The sequence below is a fragment of the Streptomyces sp. NPDC048514 genome (assembly GCF_043199955.1).
In the GTDB taxonomy this organism is placed as follows: Bacteria; Actinomycetota; Actinomycetes; order Streptomycetales; family Streptomycetaceae; genus Streptomyces.
Genome location: NZ_JBICWT010000001.1, coordinates 81,682 through 102,460, shown reverse-complemented (window position 1 = coordinate 102,460; position 20,779 = coordinate 81,682). Strand labels below are relative to the sequence as shown.

Annotated in this window: 21 protein-coding genes; 14 read left to right on the top strand and 7 right to left on the bottom strand. The window is 73.6% G+C overall.

Translation table 11 applies throughout. The features are described 5' to 3' along the window. Positions 1-76: 76 nt before the first annotated feature. The 8 genes from ACGFT2_RS00450 (at position 77) to ACGFT2_RS00415 (ending at position 9,214) form a co-directional block, all read left to right on the top strand. Positions 77-2,476 carry a hypothetical protein gene (locus ACGFT2_RS00450; RefSeq protein ID WP_393271951.1) on the top strand — a complete coding sequence of 800 codons (2,400 nt, stop codon included), beginning with the start codon at positions 77-79 and terminating at the stop codon, positions 2,474-2,476. 52 nt (positions 2,477-2,528) lie between these two features. Beyond that, on the top strand, positions 2,529-4,082 hold the full coding sequence (locus ACGFT2_RS00445) for a hypothetical protein (RefSeq protein WP_393271949.1): 1,554 nt from the start codon (positions 2,529-2,531) through the stop codon (positions 4,080-4,082). Then, positions 4,082-5,443: a serine/threonine protein phosphatase gene (locus ACGFT2_RS00440; protein WP_393271947.1), complete on the top strand. Its 1,362-nt coding sequence runs from the start codon at positions 4,082-4,084 to the stop codon at positions 5,441-5,443. The genes ACGFT2_RS00445 and ACGFT2_RS00440 overlap by 1 nt, the downstream gene beginning before the upstream one ends. Continuing rightward, positions 5,440-6,735 carry a lipopolysaccharide kinase InaA family protein gene (locus ACGFT2_RS00435; protein ID WP_393271945.1) on the top strand — a complete coding sequence of 432 codons (1,296 nt, stop codon included), beginning with the start codon at positions 5,440-5,442 and terminating at the stop codon, positions 6,733-6,735. Before ACGFT2_RS00440 ends, ACGFT2_RS00435 begins: the two co-directional genes overlap by 4 nt. Before the next feature lie 58 nt (positions 6,736-6,793). After that, positions 6,794-7,498 carry a vWA domain-containing protein gene (locus tag ACGFT2_RS00430; protein WP_393271944.1) on the top strand — a complete coding sequence of 235 codons (705 nt, stop codon included), beginning with the start codon at positions 6,794-6,796 and terminating at the stop codon, positions 7,496-7,498. Beyond that, the gene (locus ACGFT2_RS00425) at positions 7,495-7,923 is read left to right on the top strand and encodes a hypothetical protein (protein ID WP_393271942.1); all 429 of its coding nucleotides are present in this window, start codon (positions 7,495-7,497) and stop codon (positions 7,921-7,923) included. Before ACGFT2_RS00430 ends, ACGFT2_RS00425 begins: the two co-directional genes overlap by 4 nt. A gap of 105 nt (positions 7,924-8,028) precedes the next feature. Continuing rightward, positions 8,029-8,328 carry a hypothetical protein gene (locus ACGFT2_RS00420; RefSeq protein ID WP_393271941.1) on the top strand — a complete coding sequence of 100 codons (300 nt, stop codon included), beginning with the start codon at positions 8,029-8,031 and terminating at the stop codon, positions 8,326-8,328. Positions 8,329-8,650: 322 nt separating this feature from the next. Further along, on the top strand, positions 8,651-9,214 hold the full coding sequence (locus ACGFT2_RS00415) for a hypothetical protein (protein WP_393271939.1): 564 nt from the start codon (positions 8,651-8,653) through the stop codon (positions 9,212-9,214). 18 nt (positions 9,215-9,232) lie between these two features. Here ACGFT2_RS00415 and ACGFT2_RS00410 read toward each other — a convergent pair whose 3' ends face one another. From ACGFT2_RS00410 to ACGFT2_RS00400, 3 genes are all read right to left on the bottom strand, one after another. Beyond that, positions 9,233-9,859: a YigZ family protein gene (locus tag ACGFT2_RS00410; protein ID WP_393271937.1), complete on the bottom strand. Its 627-nt coding sequence runs from the start codon at positions 9,857-9,859 to the stop codon at positions 9,233-9,235. Between the two features lie 118 nt (positions 9,860-9,977). Beyond that, on the bottom strand, positions 9,978-10,541 hold the full coding sequence (locus tag ACGFT2_RS00405; RefSeq protein ID WP_393271935.1) for a SixA phosphatase family protein: 564 nt from the start codon (positions 10,539-10,541) through the stop codon (positions 9,978-9,980). Next, positions 10,538-11,368, bottom strand: coding sequence for a hypothetical protein (locus ACGFT2_RS00400; RefSeq protein ID WP_393271933.1), 831 nt, complete (start codon positions 11,366-11,368; stop codon positions 10,538-10,540). Before ACGFT2_RS00400 ends, ACGFT2_RS00405 begins: the two co-directional genes overlap by 4 nt. 167 nt (positions 11,369-11,535) lie before the next feature. Here ACGFT2_RS00400 and ACGFT2_RS00395 point away from each other — a divergent pair, with 167 nt between their 5' ends. From ACGFT2_RS00395 to ACGFT2_RS00385, 3 genes are all read left to right on the top strand, one after another. Further along, complete coding sequence (locus tag ACGFT2_RS00395; RefSeq protein WP_393271931.1) at positions 11,536-11,943, top strand: CoA-binding protein; 408 nt, start codon at positions 11,536-11,538, stop codon at positions 11,941-11,943. 203 nt (positions 11,944-12,146) lie between these two features. Beyond that, positions 12,147-13,781: an APC family permease gene (locus tag ACGFT2_RS00390; protein ID WP_393271930.1), complete on the top strand. Its 1,635-nt coding sequence runs from the start codon at positions 12,147-12,149 to the stop codon at positions 13,779-13,781. A 64-nt stretch (positions 13,782-13,845) separates the two neighbouring features. Then, positions 13,846-15,066 (top strand): 4-hydroxybenzoate 3-monooxygenase, encoded by a 1,221-nt coding sequence (locus ACGFT2_RS00385; RefSeq protein WP_393271928.1) that lies wholly within the window; start codon positions 13,846-13,848, stop codon positions 15,064-15,066. Between the two features lie 44 nt (positions 15,067-15,110). Here the strand turns inward: ACGFT2_RS00385 and ACGFT2_RS00380 are convergent, their stop codons facing one another. Both ACGFT2_RS00380 and ACGFT2_RS00375 read right to left on the bottom strand, forming a co-directional pair. Next, complete coding sequence (locus ACGFT2_RS00380) at positions 15,111-15,668, bottom strand: YbaK/EbsC family protein (RefSeq protein ID WP_393271926.1); 558 nt, start codon at positions 15,666-15,668, stop codon at positions 15,111-15,113. Between the two features lie 43 nt (positions 15,669-15,711). Next, entirely contained in the window at positions 15,712-16,284 is a 573-nt protein-coding gene (locus tag ACGFT2_RS00375; RefSeq protein ID WP_393271924.1) for a helix-turn-helix domain-containing protein, read from the bottom strand. A gap of 108 nt (positions 16,285-16,392) precedes the next feature. On the opposite strand from ACGFT2_RS00375, the gene ACGFT2_RS00370 reads away from it, so the two are divergent. After that, positions 16,393-17,250 carry an EamA family transporter gene (locus tag ACGFT2_RS00370; protein WP_393271922.1) on the top strand — a complete coding sequence of 286 codons (858 nt, stop codon included), beginning with the start codon at positions 16,393-16,395 and terminating at the stop codon, positions 17,248-17,250. 115 nt (positions 17,251-17,365) lie between these two features. Here the strand turns inward: ACGFT2_RS00370 and ACGFT2_RS00365 are convergent, their stop codons facing one another. Continuing rightward, positions 17,366-18,130 (bottom strand): acyltransferase, encoded by a 765-nt coding sequence (locus ACGFT2_RS00365; RefSeq protein ID WP_393271920.1) that lies wholly within the window; start codon positions 18,128-18,130, stop codon positions 17,366-17,368. Positions 18,131-18,249: 119 nt separating this feature from the next. Between ACGFT2_RS00365 and ACGFT2_RS00360 the strand changes: the two genes are divergently transcribed. Continuing rightward, positions 18,250-18,777 (top strand): gamma carbonic anhydrase family protein, encoded by a 528-nt coding sequence (locus ACGFT2_RS00360; protein WP_393272888.1) that lies wholly within the window; start codon positions 18,250-18,252, stop codon positions 18,775-18,777. A gap of 9 nt (positions 18,778-18,786) precedes the next feature. Here the strand turns inward: ACGFT2_RS00360 and ACGFT2_RS00355 are convergent, their stop codons facing one another. Further along, positions 18,787-19,434 (bottom strand): DedA family protein, encoded by a 648-nt coding sequence (locus tag ACGFT2_RS00355; RefSeq protein ID WP_393271919.1) that lies wholly within the window; start codon positions 19,432-19,434, stop codon positions 18,787-18,789. Between the two features lie 251 nt (positions 19,435-19,685). Between ACGFT2_RS00355 and ACGFT2_RS00350 the strand changes: the two genes are divergently transcribed. After that, positions 19,686-20,759: a YbhN family protein gene (locus tag ACGFT2_RS00350; protein ID WP_393271918.1), complete on the top strand. Its 1,074-nt coding sequence runs from the start codon at positions 19,686-19,688 to the stop codon at positions 20,757-20,759. Positions 20,760-20,779: the final 20 nt, after the last annotated feature.

Sequence of the window (20,779 nt, the reverse complement as noted above, 5' to 3'; positions counted from 1 at the left end):
TGCGCCGCGTGCCGGCATGCGCCCGACGGGCACCGCACCGACCGCACCGCAGATCGAAGGCCGAAGAGACCAGATCATGAGCGACGACAGTGCTTCGGAGAGCCCCCGGTCCAGAGCCGGTGCCGTGGACCGCCCGCACGATCCGCCACGGCGCGGGGACACGGAACCCGCCAAGCGGGACCCGGGAGTCGCCGGGCGGGACCCGGGAGCTGACAAGCGGGACCCGGGAGTCGACAAGGACAGGGCCGAGGCCGGGAAGGACGATCCGGCGCGCGACCTCGCATCCCCACGCACGGACGCGGAGGAGCACGACGGGCCGGTCAGCGAGCGGGACGCGCTGCGTTCACTGGCCGAGGGCAGCGGCCGGGACGACGCCGAGCGGTCCGAGGCGCTGCGCGCCGGAGCCCTCGCCGACGAGATCGCCCGGCGGCTGAACGCCGACGCCTCCGGGACCCGCATCGGCACCCTGGCACTGTTCAACGCGGACGTGAGTTTCGGCGGCGGCTTCCATCCGGGCGGCGCCCACGGCGGTGGCGCCCCCGCCGGCGGCGCACGGCCCGGCGGGGTGTCCGTGCTCGCCATGGACGTGACCGACATCGCCGATCACACCGAACTGTTCGTCGCGCCGGAGGGCTACGGCGATGCCCTGGACGCCCTGTGCGAGCGGCGGGTGCTGGTGCTCACCGCAGCGCCGGGCAGCGGCCGGGAGGCCGTCGCCGTGAACCTGCTGGGCGAAGCGCTCGCCATGGACGGCGGCGGTGCGGGCTGCCACCGGCTGCTGACGCCCGCCGCGGTGCTCGACGCGGGCTGGGAACCGCCCGTGAAGAACTCCGGCTACCTGGCCGCGCTGGACGACGGGCCGGCCCTCGACGAGACGTTCACCTCCGCCTTCCTCGGCGGGCACGCCCACGGCTCGGCCCGCTGGGCCGCGGTCGTCGCCGCCCTGCGCGCCTCCGGCAGTTTCCTGATCCTGACCGGCGGCCACGACCTGGACGTGCTCGCGGCCGGCCCGGGCGGCGACCAGGTGGCCCGGCAGCCGCTCCTCCCGGTCGACCCGTCGGCCATCGTGGAGCGGCGGGTGCTGGGCCACAGCGGCAGCGCGGACGCCCACGCCGATCTGCGCGCCCTGCTGGAACGCACCGGCGCCGCGGCGGCGCTGCGCGAGCAGCCCGCGGCCAGGAACGCCGCCCGGCTGGCCTCCGTGATCCGCGCGGACGGCGATGTGAGCGCCGAGGTGGCGCGGTTGCGCGACCCGAGCGAGCAGGTGCGCGCCTGGTTCCACCGGTACCGCGCCCCGGACGCGGTGGCCTTCGCCCTGGCGGCGGCCGTGCTGGAGGAGTGCGGCTATCTCACCGTCGCGGACGCCGCGGTGCGGCTGCGCACCGCGCTCGTCGCGCCCGAGGCCTCCCCACCCGACCTCCGGTTCGGGGACCGGCTGGGACACGAGCAACAGTGGATCCGGCTCGACCTGCCCGCGGAGGGCGGCTTCGCGCCGCCCCGCGTGCGGTTCCGCAGCGCACTGCTGGGACAGGTCATCCTGTCCTACGCCTGGAATCTGCTGGACGGACGCCGCGAGGCCGTACTGGACTGGCTGCGCGGCCTGCTGCACCACCGGGACCTGGAGGTGCGCGCACGGGCCTCGGTCGCGGCGGGCGTGCTGGCGCTGACCGATCCGCACTATGCGGTGCACCGCTTCCTGACGGCCTGGGCCGGCAGTACCTCCTGGCCGCTGCGGCAGGCCGCCGCGACGGCCCTCGGCGTGGCGGGCAGCCGGCCGGAGACGGCGGACGCGGTGTGGGAGCTGCTCCACGAGTGGGCGCGGGGCAACTCGTCCGCCCACCAGCGCCGTCTGGCCGGCACCGCGGCGAACGCGGTGGGCGGGCTGCTCGGCCGTACGGCGCCGGACCGGGCCGTGGCCGTCCTGCGCAGCGCACTGGACCGGGGGGACGACTGGGGGACGCTGCCGTCGGTGGCCTGGGGCGGCGTCCACCTCCTCCACCAGGGGCAGACGGCCGCGCTGCTGCAGGCCTATCTGGACTGGTCCGAGCCGCAGGACCTGTCCCCCATGGTCGTCAAGTCGCTGTCGGCCTTCGTGTTCGCGGTGTCCCAGCCGTACGAGGAGCCGGTCGTCGACACCGCCGACGGCCGTGGGGACGCGCGCGTGCCGGGTGTGCCCGTCCTGCTCACCGAACTGCCCCGGCATCACGACCGGCTGGCCGAGCTGTGGGCACGCGCCCTGGCCCGCCGGCCGGTGCAGGACTCCGCGCTGGAAGCCCTGCACACGTGGATCGACGAGTACGCCGGCAAGAGTCCCGGTTCCCTCGACGCCGTCGGAGCGCTGCTGTTGTCGGTGGCCCGCCGGCCCGGACGGCACCGCGAGCGCCTCACCTGGTGGCTGGAGAAATGGGCTCGCGACCGCGACAAGCCCTCGGCGGGCGCCGCCCGCCTGCTGCGCACCCTCGACCGCGCCCGGTGAGTCCCATCGCACCGGCGGTATCCCCGACAGCACTGGAAGGAGAGGGGGAGACATGGAGGAACAGACCTACGACCCGGTCCTGAGCAGCGACGACGTGCCCAAGTGGCGGCTGGTGAATCCGCTGCGCCCGCCGGCTCCCGGCCGCGCCCTGGTCCTCGTACGGGACAGCGGGCCGTCGCTGACGATCCGCAGCGGCGAGGAGATCCCGTCGTCGCGGTTCGGGGCGTACCGCAGCGTGTTCACCGTCGACATGACGGAGCACCGGCTGATCCTGGTCATCCCGCTGCTCAGCCGCGACCCCACGTTCTCCTTCCGCAGCCGGGTCGACCTCGTGTGCCGGGTCGCCGACCCCGCCGAGGTGGTCGCCCGCGGCATCCGGGACATGAGCGGCGCGCTCTACGGCTATCTGCGCAAGACGCTCCAGTCGGTCGCCCGGGACTACGACATCGCCGAGTTCCACGAGACGGAGATGGCGCTCAACGCGGCCCTCGCCCGGTTCAGCGGCGACGACGCGATCCGGCTGCGCAACATCCAGACGGAACTCCTCGTCGACGAGGACGAGATCGCCGGCAGCGGGCGTGAGTTCCGGGACGTCGTGCGCGAGACCCGGCTGGAGGGCATGCGCCGCAGACGGCACCTTGACATGATCCGCGAGGAGGGTGTCGACGGGCTCATCGCCGGGATCATGGAGAAGGAGGGCCCGCGCGCCGCGCTCGCCTGGATCGAGAAGGGCGAGGCGGAGAAGCGGGAGGTCCGGCGCGAGGTGATGCGCATGGTCCTGGAGCGCGGCGACGCGGACCGGGAGCCCTTCGAGCAGGCCGAGCTGGAGCGCGCGGTGCTGGAGGAGGTGCTCCGTGACGGCGACGGCCTGTTCGAGACGGCCGGCGGACGCGGACGGCTGCGCGGCAGCCTCGCCCGCGCCCTGGAGCCGGGTGCCGGAGACCGCGACCGCGACCGCGACGGTGACCGCGACGAGGATCCGGGCGGGCGCGGCGGCGTGGAGGATCCGGACGGGCCGGGCGGCGGCGCACGCGAACCGCTCAAGGGCGAGGTGCTGCGGGGCCGTCACGACGGTGACCCGGGCCCTGCCCCGCGTGCGCGCCCACGGGACGCGGGCGGCGCATCCCGCTCGCGGCTCTCCGGCACCGGCACCGGCAGCCGGCGCTCCGGGCCGGCCGGGACCGCGGGACCGCCCGAGGACGAACCGCTGCCCGGTCCCGCGGACGAACGGACCGGCACCCGGGGCAGGGGCCACGGACGGCACGGCGACGGCCGGACCGCCGACGAGGGCCGGAGCGGACACGACACGGGAAGCCGGGCCGACGGTGGGCGGAGCGCATACGGCTCGGGAAGCCGGGCCGACGAGGGCCGGAGCGAACACGACGGGGGTGGCCCGGGCGCCGACGGGCTGGCCCGCGGCCGGGCCGACGACGGGCGGAGCGCATACGGCTCGTACAGCCCGGGCGCCGACGGGCGGGCCGGCCGCCGGGCCGACGACGGCGGAGCCGAGCGGCGTACGGACGGCACCGCCCCGAAGGTGAGCCGGGTGCGCGGGACCGCCAAGAGGCACCGTCCGGACACCTCCGACAGCAGCGGGGAGCGGTGATGACAGCACATCAGGACCCCACGGCACGGCCGCCGGCCCGTACCGGCACGCCGACGGGGTATCCCGCCGTACCGGCCCGTACGCCGGCGGCGTACCCGACCGGTCCGCACGAGCCGTGGCACGGGCCCGCCGGCCGGCCGCCGGCGCCGGCCGGCCGGGCCCTGTCCTCGGCCGTCGCCGTCCCGCCCGACACGGCGACCTCACCGGGCACGTCCACGGCACCGGCCACGCCGATCGCACCGGACACGCCGGACGGCGGCTCGGCCGGCCGGCCCGTGCCGCAGCGGATCTGGTGCGTCGACCACGATCAGATGGGGCTGCTGGCGCTGTCCGTGTGGACCGAGCGGATGCCCGGGCGCGGTGAGGACGCCGACCCGTTCGTCGCGTATCACCTCGGCAGCGACCAGGGCATGCTCGCGGTCTTCGACGGATCGGGCGGTGCGGGCGCCGCACCCGTGTGGCAGGCCTCCGACGGGGAGAGCCGCACCAGCGCATGGGTGGGAGCCCGGGTGGCCCGGCTGGCCACGGACGTCTGGTTCCACGATGTCGCGGCGGACGGCGAACCGGCCACGCCGGAGACCCTGCGGGAGTATCTCCGCTTCTTCCTCGGCTACGCACCGCAACGCCGGAGCAAGATCAGCGGCACCATGCGCCGTCAGCTGCCCACCACGCTCGCCTCGGTGCACTACCGCCTGGTGGGCACGCGGGACCGGCCGGAGCTCGAACTTCGGCCGCTGTGGGCCGGTGACTCGCGCGCGTACGTGCTCCGCTCCCGCAGCGGGCTGCAGGTGCTCACCCGCGACCACACCCGGGAGAGCGACGCCCTGGAACTGCTCCGCACCGACCCGCCGATGACCAACCTGGTGTGCGCGGACCGGGAGTTCGAGATCGACGGCCGGAGCCTGACGCATCCGCTCCCCTGTGTGCTGGTGGCCGCGACCGATGGGTTCTTCGGCTATGTGCACACGCCGGCCGACTTCGAGACACTGCTGCTGCGCACCCTGCACCAGGCGGGGACCGTCGGGGAATGGGCCGACCTCATCCGCCGGGAGGTGCAGGCCTACACCGCGGACGACGCCTCGCTCGCCGTCGTGGCGCTGGGCTACCGGGGATTCAAGGACCTGCGCGAACACTTCGCCGCACGTCTGGACGAGATGACCGAACGCTACGTCCGCACCCGGCCGCGCGGCCTGGACGATCACTCCTCCCCTGCCGGCGGGGCGGGACCCGGCCCGGCGCACGCACCGGACGATCCCGGTGACCTCCCGGCCCGGGTCCGCGCGTGGCAGGACAGCACCTGGCACGCCTACCGCGCCGGTTACGAGACCCATCTGCCCCCGGCACTCGAGGAGCGCGCATGAAGAAGGGCGATGTCATCGGGGGCTACCGCATCAGCAGCGAGCCCACGAACGCGGGCGGCGGCAAATGCATATGGGCGTTCGCCGAGAAGGGCGGCACCCAGTACTTCGTCAAGCGGTTCCTGGAACCCAAGCGGCCCCGTGACGACGCGCCGGACTCGCCGAGCGTCCGGATCCGGCGGCAGCTGGCCCGCGAGTTCGAGCAGCGGCACCGCACGATCATGGAGCGGCTGCGCCCGGACGCCCGGGGCGGCGGCAACCTGGTGCTGGCCACCGACTTCTTCCACGAGGGCAGCACCTACTACAAGGTCACCGAGCGGATCGACACCTCCAGCCTGGAGAAACCGCAGTCCCTGGAGCCCCGCAACAAGATGGTGCTGCTCAAGACCCTGGGCAACAGCCTGAAGCAGCTGCACGACATCGACGTCGTACACGGCGACCTCAAGCCGCTGAACGTACTGGTGCAGAAGCGGGACGGTGCCGCGTTCCACACGGCGAAACTCATCGACTTCGACGACTCCTACGTATCGGGCAAGCCGCCCGAGCCCGACGACATCGCGGGCGACTCGGTGTACGGCGCACCCGAGTGGCGCCGCTACATGCAGCGCGACGAGTCGGTCGGACCCCAGCACCTGACCTGCGCGGTGGACGTCTTCGCGCTCGGGTTGATGACCCACCTGTATCTGACGGGCGAACTGCCGCACCACGACAAGCGGTACGGCTCGCCCGCCGACGCCGTCAACGCGGGTGAGGGCCTCGACCTGGACACCCGGCTGTCGGACGACATGCTGGGTCTGCTGCGGGCCATGACCGGGCGCGCCCCGGGTGGCCGGCCACGGATCGCGACCTTCCTTAAGACACTGTCCGACCCGCGGGTGTGCGCCCTGCAGCACCGGCGTCCGGGGTCGGGCAGAAGCAAGTCCGCCGCGTCGAAGCCGACTTCGCCGCCGAAGCCGGCTTCGTCCGCGGGGGCGGCGAAAGCGTCCGCTCCCGGCCCCCGCACCAGCCGGATCAAGGGCAGGAACCTCACCTCCACGCCCCGCCCCCGGACCGCGACGACCCCTCCGGAGCCGCCGCGCACCACCCCGGAAGCCGACAGACCCGCGGCCCCGGCAACCCCCGCGACACCCACGACGCCTTCGGCACCCTCGGCACCTTCGGCGCCTGCAACCCCCTCGGCGCCCGCCGCTCCCGACGCGCCCGCGACGCCGCCCGCCGCCGGGGCCCCGGCGGAACGCAGCTCCCGGGTCCGCATCAATCTCGGCGGCCGGCGCCCGCGCCCCGGCCCGTCCTGACCCGCCCGGGTCCACCGGCGACCGTCGTATCCCGCCCGCCCCCTCCAGGAGACTCCGTATGAGCGACATCGAGCAGTACCAGGGGAATCTGCAGTACGCCGTCGACATCGTGCTGTGCGTCGACGCGACCGGCAGCATGTTCCCGGTCCTCGACAACGTGAAGTCGAGCGCCTTGCAGTTCCACGACCGGCTCCACGACGTGATGGCGAAGAAGGGCAAGGCGATCAGCCAGCTGCGGCTGAAGGTCATCGCCTTCCGTGACTTCGGCGACGACGCCTCGACCGCCGTCCAGCAGACCGGGTTCCTCCGACTCCCCCAGCAGTCCCGGGACTTCGAGGAGTTCGTGCGCGGCATCGACGCGTCCGGCGGCGGTGACATTCCCGAGTCCGGTCTGGAGGCGCTGGCGCTGGCCATCGACTCGCCGTGGGAGCAGGGGCTCGACCGCAGGCGGCACGTCATCGTGATGTTCACCGATGCGCCGGCCCATCCGCTGGGCGCGCACGCCTCCGTACCGGGGTATCCGGCTTCCATCCCGGGCAGCCTCGACGAGCTGTTCGAGCGGTGGGGATACGCCCGCAGCCAGACCGCGGTGATGGAGCAGTCGGCGAAGCGGCTGGTGCTGTTCGCGCCGGACCAGGCTCCCTGGTCCGATCCGATCGCCGAGGAGTGGGACCTCACGCTCCACTTCGCCTCCAAGGCCGGAGAGGGTCTGGAGGAGTTCGAGATGGACGAGATCATCGAGACGATCGCGAACAGCCTGTGAAGCTGGACTGGCCGGAGTTCGAGCTGGAGTGCGATCACTCCGGCTATCTGACCTTCCACTGGCTCCGCTACGGGCGCATCAGGTCACACGTGCGCCACTGCTCCCGGCTCCGGCTGGTTCCGCAGGGCGCGGACGGGCTGTCCCAGTGGGTCTTCCACCTCCGCTTCCCCGAGGGGCCGACGCCCGGCCTCCTGGTGGTCCGGGTGGACGTACCGGCGGACCGGCACGACGAGGCGGAGCAGTACGGCGACTTGTTGCGGCGGCGCTTCGGGATCCCCGAGGACCTGGACGACGAGGCGGAGGACACCGGGTTGCCGCGGGTGCCCCTCGACAGTCCGCGGGAGTGGGTGGCCGCACCCGCCTCCGACGCGTCCGAGGAACTGTTCGCCGCGGTGGCGGCCCGCGTCGACGGCGACACGGGCTGAGGGCGCGGCGGGACCGACAGGAGAGGGAGGGCGGCACGAGGTGGCGGCATCGGCCAACTGGCGTTGCGCGGACTGCGACACGTTCAACGAGCCCGTGGAATCGTCATGCACGGTCTGCGGCGGGTCTCGGCGCGGCACCACATCGCTCCCGCCCCGGTCGACGCCGAAGGCGTCCGCGAAGCCGGGGTCCCCGGCCGGTGGGAAGCCGGCGACGGCGTCGGGCTCGAAGCCCGGGTCCGCGGCGGGCGCGAGGCCGGCGTCGGCTGGTGGCACGCCGGCGCCGACGCCCGCGAAGACGGCCGGGACGAAAGCGGCCGGTTCCGGCGGGGCCGCCGCGCGGCCGGCCGCCAAGCGGCCCGGTGGCGCCGGTCGCCCGTCCGCCCCCTGGCGCTGCGCGGACTGTGACACGAACAACGCGCGCACCGACCTGACCTGCATCGCGTGCGGCACCCCCTGGAAGGCGGCGCGGAAGACCACCCCGAGAGCGCCGTCCACCGGGGACGCGACCGCGAAGAAGTCCGCACCACGCAAGACCCCGCCCCGCCCGGCCACCGGCCGCAGCGCCCCCGCGTCCTCCTCGACGCCCCGCACGAGCACGCCCCGGAGCACGCCCTCCGCCGCGACGCCCCGGGCCACGCCGCGGACCTCCCGGCCGGGCTCGTCCGCCACGCCGGGCGGGCGGACCGGCGCCACGCCGGGCACGCGCCGTACCGGCACCGAGGAAGGCGTGTTCTTCCCGTCGTCCGCCACCACGGGCTACCGGCCGACCGCGCCGCGCGTCCCCACCTCGCCGCCGCGGCGTCCGGAGCCGGTCCGCACCCCCTCTCCCAGGCGCTACGCCCCGCCCCCGAAGAGGTCCCGCAGCGGCGGCTGCCTTGGCGGCTGCTTCGCTGCCCTCGCGGTGTTCTTCGTGATCGGCGTGCTGGCGCAGGGCTGCGACGACTCGTCGGACGCCGGTGGCCCGGCCCCCACGGGCACCGCGCCCGCCTGTCCGGGCCGGATAGCGGCAGGGCTGCCCGGCGGCGACGGCGCCCGGCTCGTCCAGGCGTTCCGCACGAACAACAAGCAGATCACCTTGTGCCGCACCGGATCCGGAACGCTGTACTACTACGGCGAGTTCAGCGACGGCCGGGAGAAGGGCATCGCCATGAAGGCGGAGGCGACGAGCAAGGGGTACGAGGCCCGCAACGGCGAGTACCGCTACGTGGTGCACGGCGGCTTCGTCACGGTGTACCAGTCGGGCAGCCGGATCGGCCAGGAGAAGCTGACCCCGGAGCCGTCACCGTCCTGACTCAGGCGTCCATCGTCCTCACGCGTCGCCGTACGCCTCCCCGCCCGGCTCGAACCCCGCCGTGCCGGCCGTCACATCGGCGAGCCAGGCGCGGAAGGCGTCGACGTCGGCGTCCGGCAGGCCGATCTCGATGGTCACGGCCTCGCCGTAGCGGACGTCCCGTACCGCGCGTCCGGTGGCCCGCAGGTCGTTCTCGACCTTGCCCGCGCGCTGGTGGTCGACGGTCACCGTGGCCAGCCGGAAGCGGCGCCGGGTGATCGTGCCGAGCGCGTCCAGGGCCTCGCCGACCGATCCGCCGTAGGCGCGGATGAGGCCGCCGGCGCCGAGCTTGACGCCGCCGTAGTAGCGGGTGACGACGGCGACCGCGTACCGCATGTCGCGGCGCAGGAGCATCTGCAGCATGGGGACGCCGGCGGTGCCGCCCGGTTCGCCGTCGTCGCTCGCCTTCTGCACGGAGGCGTCGGCGCCGATGACGTACGCCCAGCAGTTGTGGCTGGCGTCGGCGTGCTTCCTGCGGACGGAGGCGATGAACTCCTGCGCCTCCCGCTCGGTGGCGGCCGGGGCGACGGCGCACAGGAAGCGGGAGCGGTTGATCTCGGTCTCGTGCACGCCGGCGCGGGCGACTGTGCGGTACTCGTCCTGCATCCGGTCAGCCTATGCGAGCGCGCCGGCCCCCTCCCCGGCCCGTCGGTCCAGGCCCCCGCCGCGCCCCCACCACTCCCTGGTACCTGCCGCTCTCTCCCCCGCCACTCCCCGGGCCCCGTCACCCCTTCCGCCTGTTCTCCCCGCCCTTGTGTCCGCGCGGCACGGTGAACGAGGTGAGCAGGGCGGCCGCCGGGGCGAGGGCGGGCCAGCCGGTGCCGCGCCAGGTCAGGACGGCGATGGCGGACGTGGGGAACTTCACCCGCACCCGCTCCAGCGCGTCATCGAGGCCGTCCCCGGCCAGCTCCAGGACCAGGTCCTCCAGCCCCGGGTTGTGCCCGACCAGCAGCAGGGTCTCCACCCGGTCCGGCACCTCGCGCACGACCTCCAGCAGGTCCGGTGCGCCGGCCGCGTACAGCCGCCGGTCGAAGTGGACCGGTGGCGGGGTGCCCCACTGGCCGGCGGCCAGCTCCCAGGTGCGGCGGGCGCGCTCGGCGGTGGAGCACAGGGCGAGGTCGGGCAGAGCACCGGCGTCGGCGAGGGCACGTCCGGCGGCCGGGGCGTCCCTGAGGCCGCGCGGTGCGAGCGGCCTGCGGTGGTCCTCGACACTCTCGGGCCAGGCGGACTTGGCGTGCCGCAGCAGCACCAGGCGGCGCTGCGGGCCGGCGCCCGCCCGGTCGATCACGCCGCACTGCCGATGTCGCGGGGCAGATCGAGGGCGAGCAGCCGGTCGGCGTAGACGTACGTCTCGAAGCGCGCGCCGGCGGGCAGGTCCGGCGCGGTCTCCACGTCCCGGAGGACGGCCAGAACGCCGGGCAGATCGAGATCGTCCTCCCAGGCGGTCCGCAGCCGTGTCCGTACCTCTTCGGGCACCGGCCGCGAGGGCTGCCGCGCCCATTCGGCCACGGCCCGCCGCCATCGGGACAGCTGCCGCGCCGCCCCGTCCAGCACGGCGTCGTCGAGCAGCACGGTCTCACCGCGCGGCACGGAGAGCAGCGCCAGCCGCAGCGCGGCCGGGTCGGAGAGCAGGGCGGACAGCGGGCGGCGCGAGTCGGCGGGCTCCTCGGTACGGTCGGCCGGGCTCGCGTCGGTACGGGTGGCCGGGCTCGCGGGGTCCGGTGCGGGGGTCGGCCGTGGTGTTCCCGTCCACGTGACCGGTGCCACAAGCGCCACCGGCCCATTGCCGTGGACGCGCCCCGTGTCCTCCGCCACGACGTGGATCGCCTGCGCCTCGCCCAGTCCGGCGGCTAGGTCACGGCCGTCCTCCAGCGGGCGGATCCCGAGCGTGGTGGCCGCCGCACGCAGCTCGGCCTGCTGCCGGGGCGCGAAGAGGCTCGTCCAGACCGGGGTGCCGCCCAGTTCCAGGGCGCGGACGAGCAGGTCGGCGGTGACCAGCACCCGCAGCGCCGTCGGGTCGAGACCCGAGGCGTGGGCCTCGATGCGGGTCAGGCCGCGGCGGGCGGGCGTGGCGGTGACGGGCTCGCCGGTACGGGCGTCGAGGATGCGGAGCACGGGGCGAGCGTAGGCGGGCGGGGGGCGCTACGCAGGCACTTGCGCCGATTCCGGGCACCGTGGCGGGGTACGGGGGCGGGAATCAGCGTCCCCCGAGCGCTGTTGCCCGAACCGACGAGGACCCCGGGGATCCGAGGTCCCCCCCCCCGCTGCCCGAGGAGACGGCCGTGTACGGCGACGAAGCGACGATCCGCAGGATTCTGACCGAGCTGGGCGACACCTGGGCGGTGGTGGGCCTGTCCACCAACCGCGACCGGGCCGCGTACGGCGTGGCGCAGGTGCTTCAGCGGTTCGGCAAGCGGATCGTGCCGGTGCACCCCAGGGCCGAGACGGTGCACGGCGAGCCGGGCTACGCCTCACTCGCGGACATCCCGTTCGACGTGGACGTGGTGGACGTCTTCGTCAACGGCGAGCTGGCCGGCGCGGTGGCCGACGGGGCGGTGGCGAAGGGGGCGCGAGCCGTGTGGTTCCAGCTGTCGGTCGTCGACGAGGCCGCGTACGCGCGGACCCGGGAGGCCGGCCTGGAGATGGTCATGGACCGCTGCCCGGCGATCGAAATCCCGCGGCTCCGCTAGCCTGTCTCTCTTTCTTCTCACAATTAGGCGCTGAATATTGACATTCGGAGTTGATGTCTGACCTGTACGAAGACTCTTCCCAATTCGGACAAGATCCAGGGTCAAGTTTTGGGAAACAGTCTTTTGCTGGCGCCGTAACTTTTCCTAGCCTGTGGCCTTCTTGCCCGTTAATTTTGCGTTCATGAACTGAGAGGCCACTTGACATGGCGAAAGTCGACGCCTTGCCACAGGCCCAGACGGAGTCCGGCGGCTTGCGCCGCGATGTCGGACTGATCGGCCTGATGTGGGCCTCCGTGGGGTCCATCATCGGCTCCGGCTGGCTGTACGGCGCCGAGAAGGCGGTCGTCGTGGCCGGTCCCGCGGCGATCATCTCGTGGGTGATCGGCACGGTGGCGATCGTGCTGCTGGCGCTCGTGCACGCCGAACTCGGCGGCATGTTCCCGGTGGCGGGCGGCACCGCCCGCTACCCGCACTACGCCTTCGGCGGCCTGGCGGGCATGTCCTTCGGCTGGTTCGCCTGGCTGCAGGCCGCCACCGTGGCCCCGATCGAGGTCGAGGCCATGATCGGCTACGCCGGTCACTGGAAGTGGGCCCAGGCTCTGCAGCACGCCGACGGAACGCTGACCACCAGCGGTTTCCTCACGGCGGTCGCCCTGATGGCGGTCTTCGTCGGCGTCAACTTCTTCGGTGTGCGGGCCCTGGCGCACACCAACAGCGCGGCCACCTGGTGGAAGATCGCCGTCCCGCTCGCGGCGATCTTCATCATCGCCGTGGGCAACTTCCACGCGAGCAACTTCACCTCGGAGGGCTTCGCCCCGTTCGGCGCCAAGGGCGTCCTCGGCGCCATCAGCTCCAGCGGCATCATCTTCGCGCTGCTCGGCTTCGAGCAGGCGATCCAGCTGGCCGGTGAGAGCCGCAACCCCAAGCGCGACCTGCCGCGGGCGACCCTCGGCTCGGTGGCGATCGGCGCCGTGATCTACATACTCCTGCAGGTCGTGTTCATCGCCGCGCTGCCGCACGCCTCGTTCGCGCACGGCTGGGCCAAGCTGGACTTCGCCGGCATCAGCGGCCCGTGGGCGGGCCTGGCGACCCTGGTGGGCCTCGGCTGGCTGGGCTGGGTGCTGTACATCGACGCGATCATCTCGCCCGGCGGCACCGGCCTGATCTACACCACCGCCACCTCCCGCGTCTCCTTCGGACTGGCCAAGAACGGCTACCTGCCGAAGTCGTTCGCCAAGACCGACAAGCGCGGCGTGCCGTGGTTCGGCCTCATCATGTCGTTCATCACCGGTGTGGTCTGCTTCCTGCCGTTCCCGAGCTGGCAGGAGCTGGTCGGGTTCATCACCTCGGCGAGCGTCCTCATGTACGCGGGCGCGCCGCTGGCCTACGGCGTCTTCGCCGACCGCCTGCCGCACCACGAGCGCCCCTACCGGCTGCCCGGCGGCAGGTTCGTCTCGCCGGCGTCGTTCGTTGTGGCCAACCTGATCATCTACTGGGCCGGCTGGGACACCCTGTGGCGGCTGGGCTTCGCGATCCTGCTCGGTTACGTACTGCTGGGTTCCTACGCCTGGTACGCCACGAAGAAGCGGCTGCCGGACGCGCCCCGCCTGGACTTCAAGGCCGCGCAGTGGCTGCCCGGTTACCTGATCGGGCTGGGCGTGATCTCCTGGCTCGGCGGCTTCGGCGGCCGGGGCACCATCCCGCTGTGGTGGGACATCCTGGTCATCGCGGCCTTCTCCCTGGTCATCTACTACTGGGCCAAGGCGACCGCCTCCACGCCCGAGGCGATCGAGCGCAGCATCGAGGAGGTCGTGGTCACGGACGCGCCCGCGCACTGACCCCCTCCCGCTCCCCCACGGTGTCCCGTCGGCCTGGCTGACGGGACACCGTCATAATGCTCGGGTGACGTCTCCTTCCCCCCACCCCAACTCCCCTGATCCGAACCGTCGTCCGGTCGTCGTCGTGGGCGCCGGGCCGGCCGGCCTGACCGTCGGTAACATCCTGCGGGCCGCCGGTGTCGACTGCCTGGTGCTGGAAACCGAGAGCCGGGAGTTCATCGAACAGCGCCCGCGCGCCGGCGTCATCGAGGAATGGGCCGTACGCGGTCTCGAACGACGCGGCCTCGCCGGCCCTCTGCTGGACCGGGCGGAACGGCACTCCGAGTGCGAGTTCCGCTTCGACGACAGCGGATACCGCTTCGCCTACCACGAGCTGACGGGCCATCACCACTGGGTCTATCCGCAGCCCCTGCTCGTGACCGACCTCGTGCGGGAGTACGCCGACGTGCGCGGCGGGGAGATCCGGTTCGGCGTGCGGGACGTGCGCCTGCACGACCTGGACTCGGACCGGCCCGCCGTCTCGTACACCGACCCGGACAGCGGTGAACGGCGTCTGGTGCACTGCGACTTCGTGGCGGGCTGCGACGGCGCCCGCGGGGCGAGCCGGGCCGCGCTGCCGGAGGGGGCGCGGATCTCCCGGCACGACTACGGCATCGGCTGGCTGGCGCTGCTCGCCGAGGCACCGCCGTCCGCCGACTGCGTGCTGTTCGGCGTGCATCCCGAGGGGTTCGCCGGGCACATGCCGCGCAGCCCCGAGCTGACCCGCTACTACCTCCAGTGCCCGCCGGGCGACGACCCGGACAACTGGCCGCACGACAGGGTCTGGGCCGAGCTCCAGCAGCGGCTGCGCGCGGCGGACCGCCCGCCGCTGAAGGAGGGGCGCCTGCTCGAGAAGCGGGTGCTGGACATGCACAACTACGTGGTCGAGCCGATGGTGTTCGGCCGCCTCTTCCTGGCCGGCGACGCGGCACACCTCGTCGCGCCGATCGCCGCGAAGGGCATGAACCTGGCCCTGAACGACGCGTTCCTGCTCGGGGACGCCCTCGTGGCGTACCTGTCCGAGGGGGACGCCTCGGGCCTGGACGGCTACTCGGAGGCCTGCCTGCGGCGCGTGTGGGACTACGAGGAGTTCTCGGAGTGGCTCTCGGAGATCTACCACGGCACCTCCCACGGCGATCCCTACCGGGCCGGTACCGCGCTCGCCCGGCTCCGCCGGATGTTCACGTCGCCGGCCGCGGCGGCGGCCTTCGCCGAGCAGTACCTCGGCACGGCCCCGGCGTACTGAGCCCGCCCCCCGCCCTCGGCTCGCCGCGCAGGGCCCGGGGCGGGTCAGGCGACCCCGAGGCCCTCCAGCACCAGTGCGCCCGGCAGTTCCGCGAAGGCCTTGCCGGGCACCAGCAGTTTGCCGCGGCGGCGGCCGCTGCCGACCAGGACGTAGGGCAGGTCGACGACGGCCGCGTCCACCAGCACCGGCCATCCGGTGGGCAGTCCGACGGGAGTGATACCGCCGTACTCCATGCCGGTCTCCCCGGTCGCCGTCTCCATCGAGGCGAACGACGCCTTGCGCGCGCCGAGTTGGCGGCGGACCACGCCGTTGACGTCGACCCGGGTGGTGGAGAGCACCACGCACGCCGCGAGGGTGGTCTCGCCGCCCCGCCTGCCCGCGACCACCACGCAGTTCGCCGATCGCTCCAGCAGGTCGCGGCCGTAGTGCTCGACGAAGACGGCGGTGTCGGCCCAGCGCGGGTCGGTGTCGACGTAGAGGATCCGGTCGGCGGGTACGCCGCCCTGCCAGTCGCGTACGGCGTCGGCGACCGGGGCGGTCAGCTCGTCGAGGGTGTCGGGGGCCGGGGTGGCGGTGTCGAAGTCTCCGATGGGTGCGCGCATGGCCGCACGCTAACAAGCCGAGCGCGCCCGCCGTAGCGGTGTCTCACTGCACGGGCGGCACGGAGACGGCCATCACCATCTCCATCGGGGCCGTGCCACGGTTCACGTACACGTGCGGGGTGTTCGCCTCGAAGGAGGCGCTGGCGCCGGCCGGTACGAGGTAGTCCTCGCCGTCCACGGTGAGTGTCAGCTCACCCGCGGTGACATGGACCAGTTCGACGGTGCCGTTCGGGTGCGGTTCGGAGGGGCTGCTCTCGCCCGGCATCAGGCGCCAGTCCCACATCTCCAGCGGGCCGGGGGCCTCCGTGCCCGCCAGGAGCCGGTTGTAGCTGCCGGCCTCGGTGTGCCACAGCCGCACGGCCCGGTCGGCCGGAACCACGCGGACCTGAGGGCCCCGCTCGTAGTCGAGCAGCGTGGTGACGCTGATGCCGAGCGCGTCGCCGATCTTGACGACCGTGCCGATGCTCGGATTGGTGCGCGCCTGCTCGATCTGGATGAGCATCCCGCGGCTGACTCCGGCCCGGGCGGCGAGCACGTCGAGGGTGAAGCCGCGCACCGAGCGCCAGTGCTTCACGTTGCGCGCCAGGGACTGGGTCAGGAGTTCGAGATCCGACACATTCCGTCCAATATCCGAGATAGTTCATTATCCTGCATGACGTAGTTCAGCCGAATGAACTACGGTGAGACGCACGTGCTCGTCCAACGAACTGTACTGCGAGGCATAGTGACCGCCGTCTTCGCCCTGACCACCAGTCTGCTGTGGGGGCTGGCCGACTTCGGTGGCGGGCTGCTGACCCGGCGCACCCCCGCGCTGACCGTCGTGGTCGTCTCGCAGGCCGTCGCGGCGGCGGTGCTGGGGGCGATCGTCCTGGCGACCGGCGGCTGGAGCGAGGCCGGTCCCCGGCTGTGGTTCGCGATCGCGGCGGGCCTGGCCGGCCCCGTGGCACTGCTCTCCTTCTACAAGGCCCTCGCGCTCGGCCCGATGGGCGTCGTCTCACCGCTCGCCACCCTCAGCGTCGCCGTCCCGGTCGGCGTCGGCCTGGTCCTCGGCGAGCGCCCGGGGGCCCTCCAGGTGGCCGGCATCGCCGTGGCCGTCACCGGCGTCGTCCTGGCGGGCGGTCCGCAGCTGCGGGGCGGCGCCGCCGTGCAGCGGACCATCCTGCTCACGCTGGTCGCGGCGCTGGGCTTCGGCGCGGTGTTCGCGCTGATCACGGAGGCCTCGACGAATGTCACCGGGCTGTTCCTCGCCCTGTTCGTGCAGCGGCTGACGAACGTGGCGGTGGGCGGGGCGGCGCTGGCAGCCTCGGTCCGGCGCGGCGGGGCCGCACTGCCGGAGGGCGGCTTCCCCTGGGCCACGCTGCCCGCGCTGGCCTTCGTCGGGCTGGCCGACGTCGCCGCGAACGGCACGTACGCGATGGCCGCCCGCTACGGCCCGGTCACCGTGGCGGCCGTCCTCGCCTCGCTGTACCCGGTGGTGACCGCGCTGGCCGCGCGCGGCCTCCTGCGTGAACGGTTGCGCGCGGTCCAGGCGGCGGGAGCGGGACTGGCCCTGCTGGGCACACTGCTGCTGGCGACCGGCTGACCGGATCGCCGCCGCCCGCGCCGCCCCCGGCGACCGGCTGAGCGCGCCACCGTCCCCGCTGCCCCCGCGACCGGCAGGCCGGATCGCCGCACGTACCGTGCCCGGCCGGCTCGGGTCAGTTCTCCGGCTCCAGTGCGGCCAGCCGCGCCGCTCCGGCCTCGTCCAGACCGGCCAGCGCCCGCAACTGGTCCGGCGTCGTCCCCTCCGGGATCGGCACCGGGGCCGGGGTTCTGAGCGGCGGCTGCCAGCCCTCCTCGGGCGTCCAGTGCCGTACGACCCGGGCGGGCGCGCCGGCCACCACCGCGTGGTCGGGAACCGCGCCGCGTACGACGGCGCCTGCCGCGACGACCACGTTCCGCCCGATCCGCGCGCCCGGCAGGATCACCGCACCGGTCCCGATCCAGCACCCCGGGCCGATCTCGACCGGCTCCATCCGCGGCCACTGCTTGCCGATGGGCTCGTGCGGGTCGTCGTAGGAGTGGTTGGTGGAGGTGACGTAGACATAGGGGCCGAAGTAACAGTCGCTGCCGATGGTGACCGTCGTGTCCGCGATGACATGGCTGCCGCGGCCGAGGACCACACCGTCGCCGAGGCGCAGGATCGGCTCCGGACCGAGGTCCAGGTCCGGCATCAGGCCGGCGGTGAGGGTGACCTGCTCGCCGATGATGCAGTGGGAGCCGAGGTGGATCCAGGGCTCGCCGAAGACCGTGCCGAGCGGGAAGGCCAGCCTGGTACCTGTTCCCATCGCGCCGAAGCGGAAGCCGGCCGGGTGCTCGGCGGTGACGGAGCCGGTGCGCTGGGCCCAGGCCCATGCCGAGTGGACCGCGCGCTGGGCTATGCGGCGGCGCCAGGATGAGAACGTGTTCTTGCGCTTCGGCACGGGCTCACGTTACTCAGCGGTCGCCTCCGGCGAGAGAGCGGCCCGCTGTGATCTTTGCCCCACCCGGTGCCGTACGGTTCGACGGATACGACGGGCACGGCGGACACGAGGAGACGGTGATGGGGCGGAAGGCGCTGATCGTGGGCATCGGCGGCAAGGAGCCGCAGGTCGATCCGGAGGCGTTCGTCGCGCCCACGGCCTCGGTGATCGGTGACGTGACCCTGCGCCCGGGGGCGAGTGTCTGGTACGGGGCGGTGGTGCGCGGTGACGTCGAGAGGATCACCGTGGAGGCGGACGCCAATGTGCAGGACAACGTGACGCTCCACGCCGACCCGGGGTTCCCGGTCAGTGTCGGGGAGCGGGTGTCCATCGGGCACAACGCGGTGGTGCACGGCGCGACCGTCGAGGACGACTGCCTGATCGGGATGGGCGCGACCGTGCTCAACGGGGCGGTGATCGGGGCGGGCTCCCTCGTCGCCGCGCAGGCGCTGGTGCCGCAGGGGATGGTGGTGCCGCCGGGGTCGCTGGTGGCGGGGGTGCCGGCGAAGGTGAGGCGGGAACTGTCCGAGGAGGAGCGCCAGGGGGTGACCCTCAACGGCACCCTCTACGCGGACCTGGCGAAGGCGCACCGCGAGGTGCACGAGTAGACCGGGCACTCACTCCCCGGCGCCGACGGGCTCCGCTTCGGGCTCGGTCTGCGGCCGGGCCTGCTTCGCCTTGCGCCTGATGACCAGCATCGAGGCGAGGCCGATCAGCAGCGCGACCGCCAGGCCGAGGTACGAGAACCTCTTCAGCCAGTCCTCGGCGACGATGCCGACGTAGTAGATGACGGCAGTCGTGCCGCCCGCCCAGCAGATGCCGCCCAGGACGTTGGCGGTCAGGAACTTCCAGTACGGCATGTGCAGGACGCCCGCGAGCGGTCCGGCGAAGATGCGCAGGAGGGCGACGAAGCGGCCGAAGAAGACGGCCCACATGCCCCACTTCTCGAAGGACCGCTCGGCGGTGGCCACATGGCCCTCGCCGAAGTGTCTCGGGAACTTCCCTCCGAGCCAGGCCAGCAGTGGGCGTCCCCCCTTGCGGCCGATCGCGTAGCCGATGGAGTCGCCGATCACGGCACCGGCGGTGGCGCACACGCCGAGGACGACCGGGTTGACGCCCGAGTGCTGCGAGGACATCAGCGCCGCCGAGATCAGGATGATCTCGCCCGGCAGCGGAATGCCCAGGCTCTCCAGTCCGATCACCAGGGCCACCAGCGCGTAGACGGCGGCCGCGGGCACCGAGTCGAGCCATTCCTGCACGTGCACCGCCGGTACCTCCCCTGTCGCTGACCTTTCCCGCGGGGCCCGGCATGCCGGACGCGCCCCATGGGAAGGCTACCTGGTCGGCGGTGAAAGGCGGCTTGCGCACACCCGCCGGCCGGCACCGCCCCGCCCCCGCACCTTCGGTTCCCGGCCGTCCCGGTGTCATGCGGGAGGGGAAGGCTCCCTGCGGTTTCGCCCGACCCGCCTCCCCCAGGTTCCCGCCGTGGGGCCCGCCGCGGAAGGACGACGTCCCCGTGTCCTCACTGTCCCCGCTCCCACCCCTCGTCCCCGCCCCCGCCGCCGTCCCCGCCGCCGCCCTCCCCGGGCCGGAGAACGCCCCCGGGCCCGAGGTTCCCCGCCCCGGCCCCGGCGCCCCGGCCCGCACGGGGTCCCCCCTGTCGGGCCGGCTCGTGAGGCCGGCCCTGTGCCTGGTTCCCGTCCTGCTCGCGGGGGGCTGGGCCGTCGGCAACCGGCCCGTCGTGCACGAGGGTGTCCGGCGGCTGGTCGCCGCCGACCCGCGATGGCTTCTCGCCGCTGCCGGCCTCACCTGTCTGAGCTGGGTGGCCGCCTCGTGCGTGCGGCAGGGCGCCCTGTCCGACCGGCTGCCGCCCGGCCTGCTGCTGGCCTCGCAGTTCGCCGCCGGTGCCGCCAATCACGCGCTGCCCGGCGGGCTCGGCGCCCATGCCGTCACCCTGCGCTTCCTCAGGGCTCGAGGGGTACCGCTGCACCGGGCCACCGCGTCGATCGGCCTGTACTCGCTGGCGAAGTCCGCCGCGAAGACGCTGGTGCTGCTCGTGTTCCTGGCCGTCTCCCCGGCCTGGCGGCGGCTGGGTGAGCTGGTACCCGACGGACGCGTGCTCGTGCCGTTCGCCGCGGTGGCGGGCGGAGCCCTCGCGGTGGTGGGCGTGCTGCTCGGCGTCGTACGGCCGCTGCGGCTGTCGGTGACCGGGCTGCTGCGCTCGGCCCTCGCCGACGCGCGTGAGGTGCACTCGCGGCCCGGCCGGATGTTCGCGCTGTGGGGCGGAGCCGTCGCGATGCCACTCGTACAGGCGGGCACCCTCGCCTGTGTCGGGGCCTCGCTCGGCCTCGGACTGCCGTGGGAACAGGTGACGCTCGCCTACCTCGCCGCGGGCACGGCGGTGGGTGCGGTGCCGGCGCCGGGCGGGCTCGCGGTCGACGCGGCGCTGGTGTGGACGCTGGCCACGTTCGGTGCCGCACCGGCGGTCGCCACGGCGACCGTGATCGGCTACCGGGTGCTGACCGACTGGCTGCCGCTGCTGCCCGGCGCGCTGGTGCTGTCGGCGCTGATCCGCGCCGAGGCGCTGTGAGTGCCGGTCCCGTGCGACGG

Bases quoted from the DNA above. Each gene is read 5' to 3' on its own strand.
- ACGFT2_RS00420 (WP_393271941.1), top strand. From the start codon at position 8,029: ATGCACGGTCTGCGGCGGGTCTCGGCGCGGCACCACATCGCTCCCGCC.
- ACGFT2_RS00410 (WP_393271937.1), bottom strand. From the start codon at position 9,859: ATGCAGGACGAGTACCGCACAGTCGCCCGCGCCGGCGTGCACGAGACC.
- ACGFT2_RS00435 (WP_393271945.1), top strand. From the start codon at position 5,440: ATGAAGAAGGGCGATGTCATCGGGGGCTACCGCATCAGCAGCGAGCCC.
- ACGFT2_RS00445 (WP_393271949.1), top strand. From the start codon at position 2,529: ATGGAGGAACAGACCTACGACCCGGTCCTGAGCAGCGACGACGTGCCC.
- ACGFT2_RS00390 (WP_393271930.1), top strand. From the start codon at position 12,147: ATGGCGAAAGTCGACGCCTTGCCACAGGCCCAGACGGAGTCCGGCGGC.
- ACGFT2_RS00360 (WP_393272888.1), top strand. From the start codon at position 18,250: ATGGGGCGGAAGGCGCTGATCGTGGGCATCGGCGGCAAGGAGCCGCAG.
- ACGFT2_RS00450 (WP_393271951.1), top strand. From the start codon at position 77: ATGAGCGACGACAGTGCTTCGGAGAGCCCCCGGTCCAGAGCCGGTGCC.
- ACGFT2_RS00430 (WP_393271944.1), top strand. From the start codon at position 6,794: ATGAGCGACATCGAGCAGTACCAGGGGAATCTGCAGTACGCCGTCGAC.
- ACGFT2_RS00380 (WP_393271926.1), bottom strand. From the start codon at position 15,668: ATGCGCGCACCCATCGGAGACTTCGACACCGCCACCCCGGCCCCCGAC.
- ACGFT2_RS00440 (WP_393271947.1), top strand. From the start codon at position 4,082: ATGACAGCACATCAGGACCCCACGGCACGGCCGCCGGCCCGTACCGGC.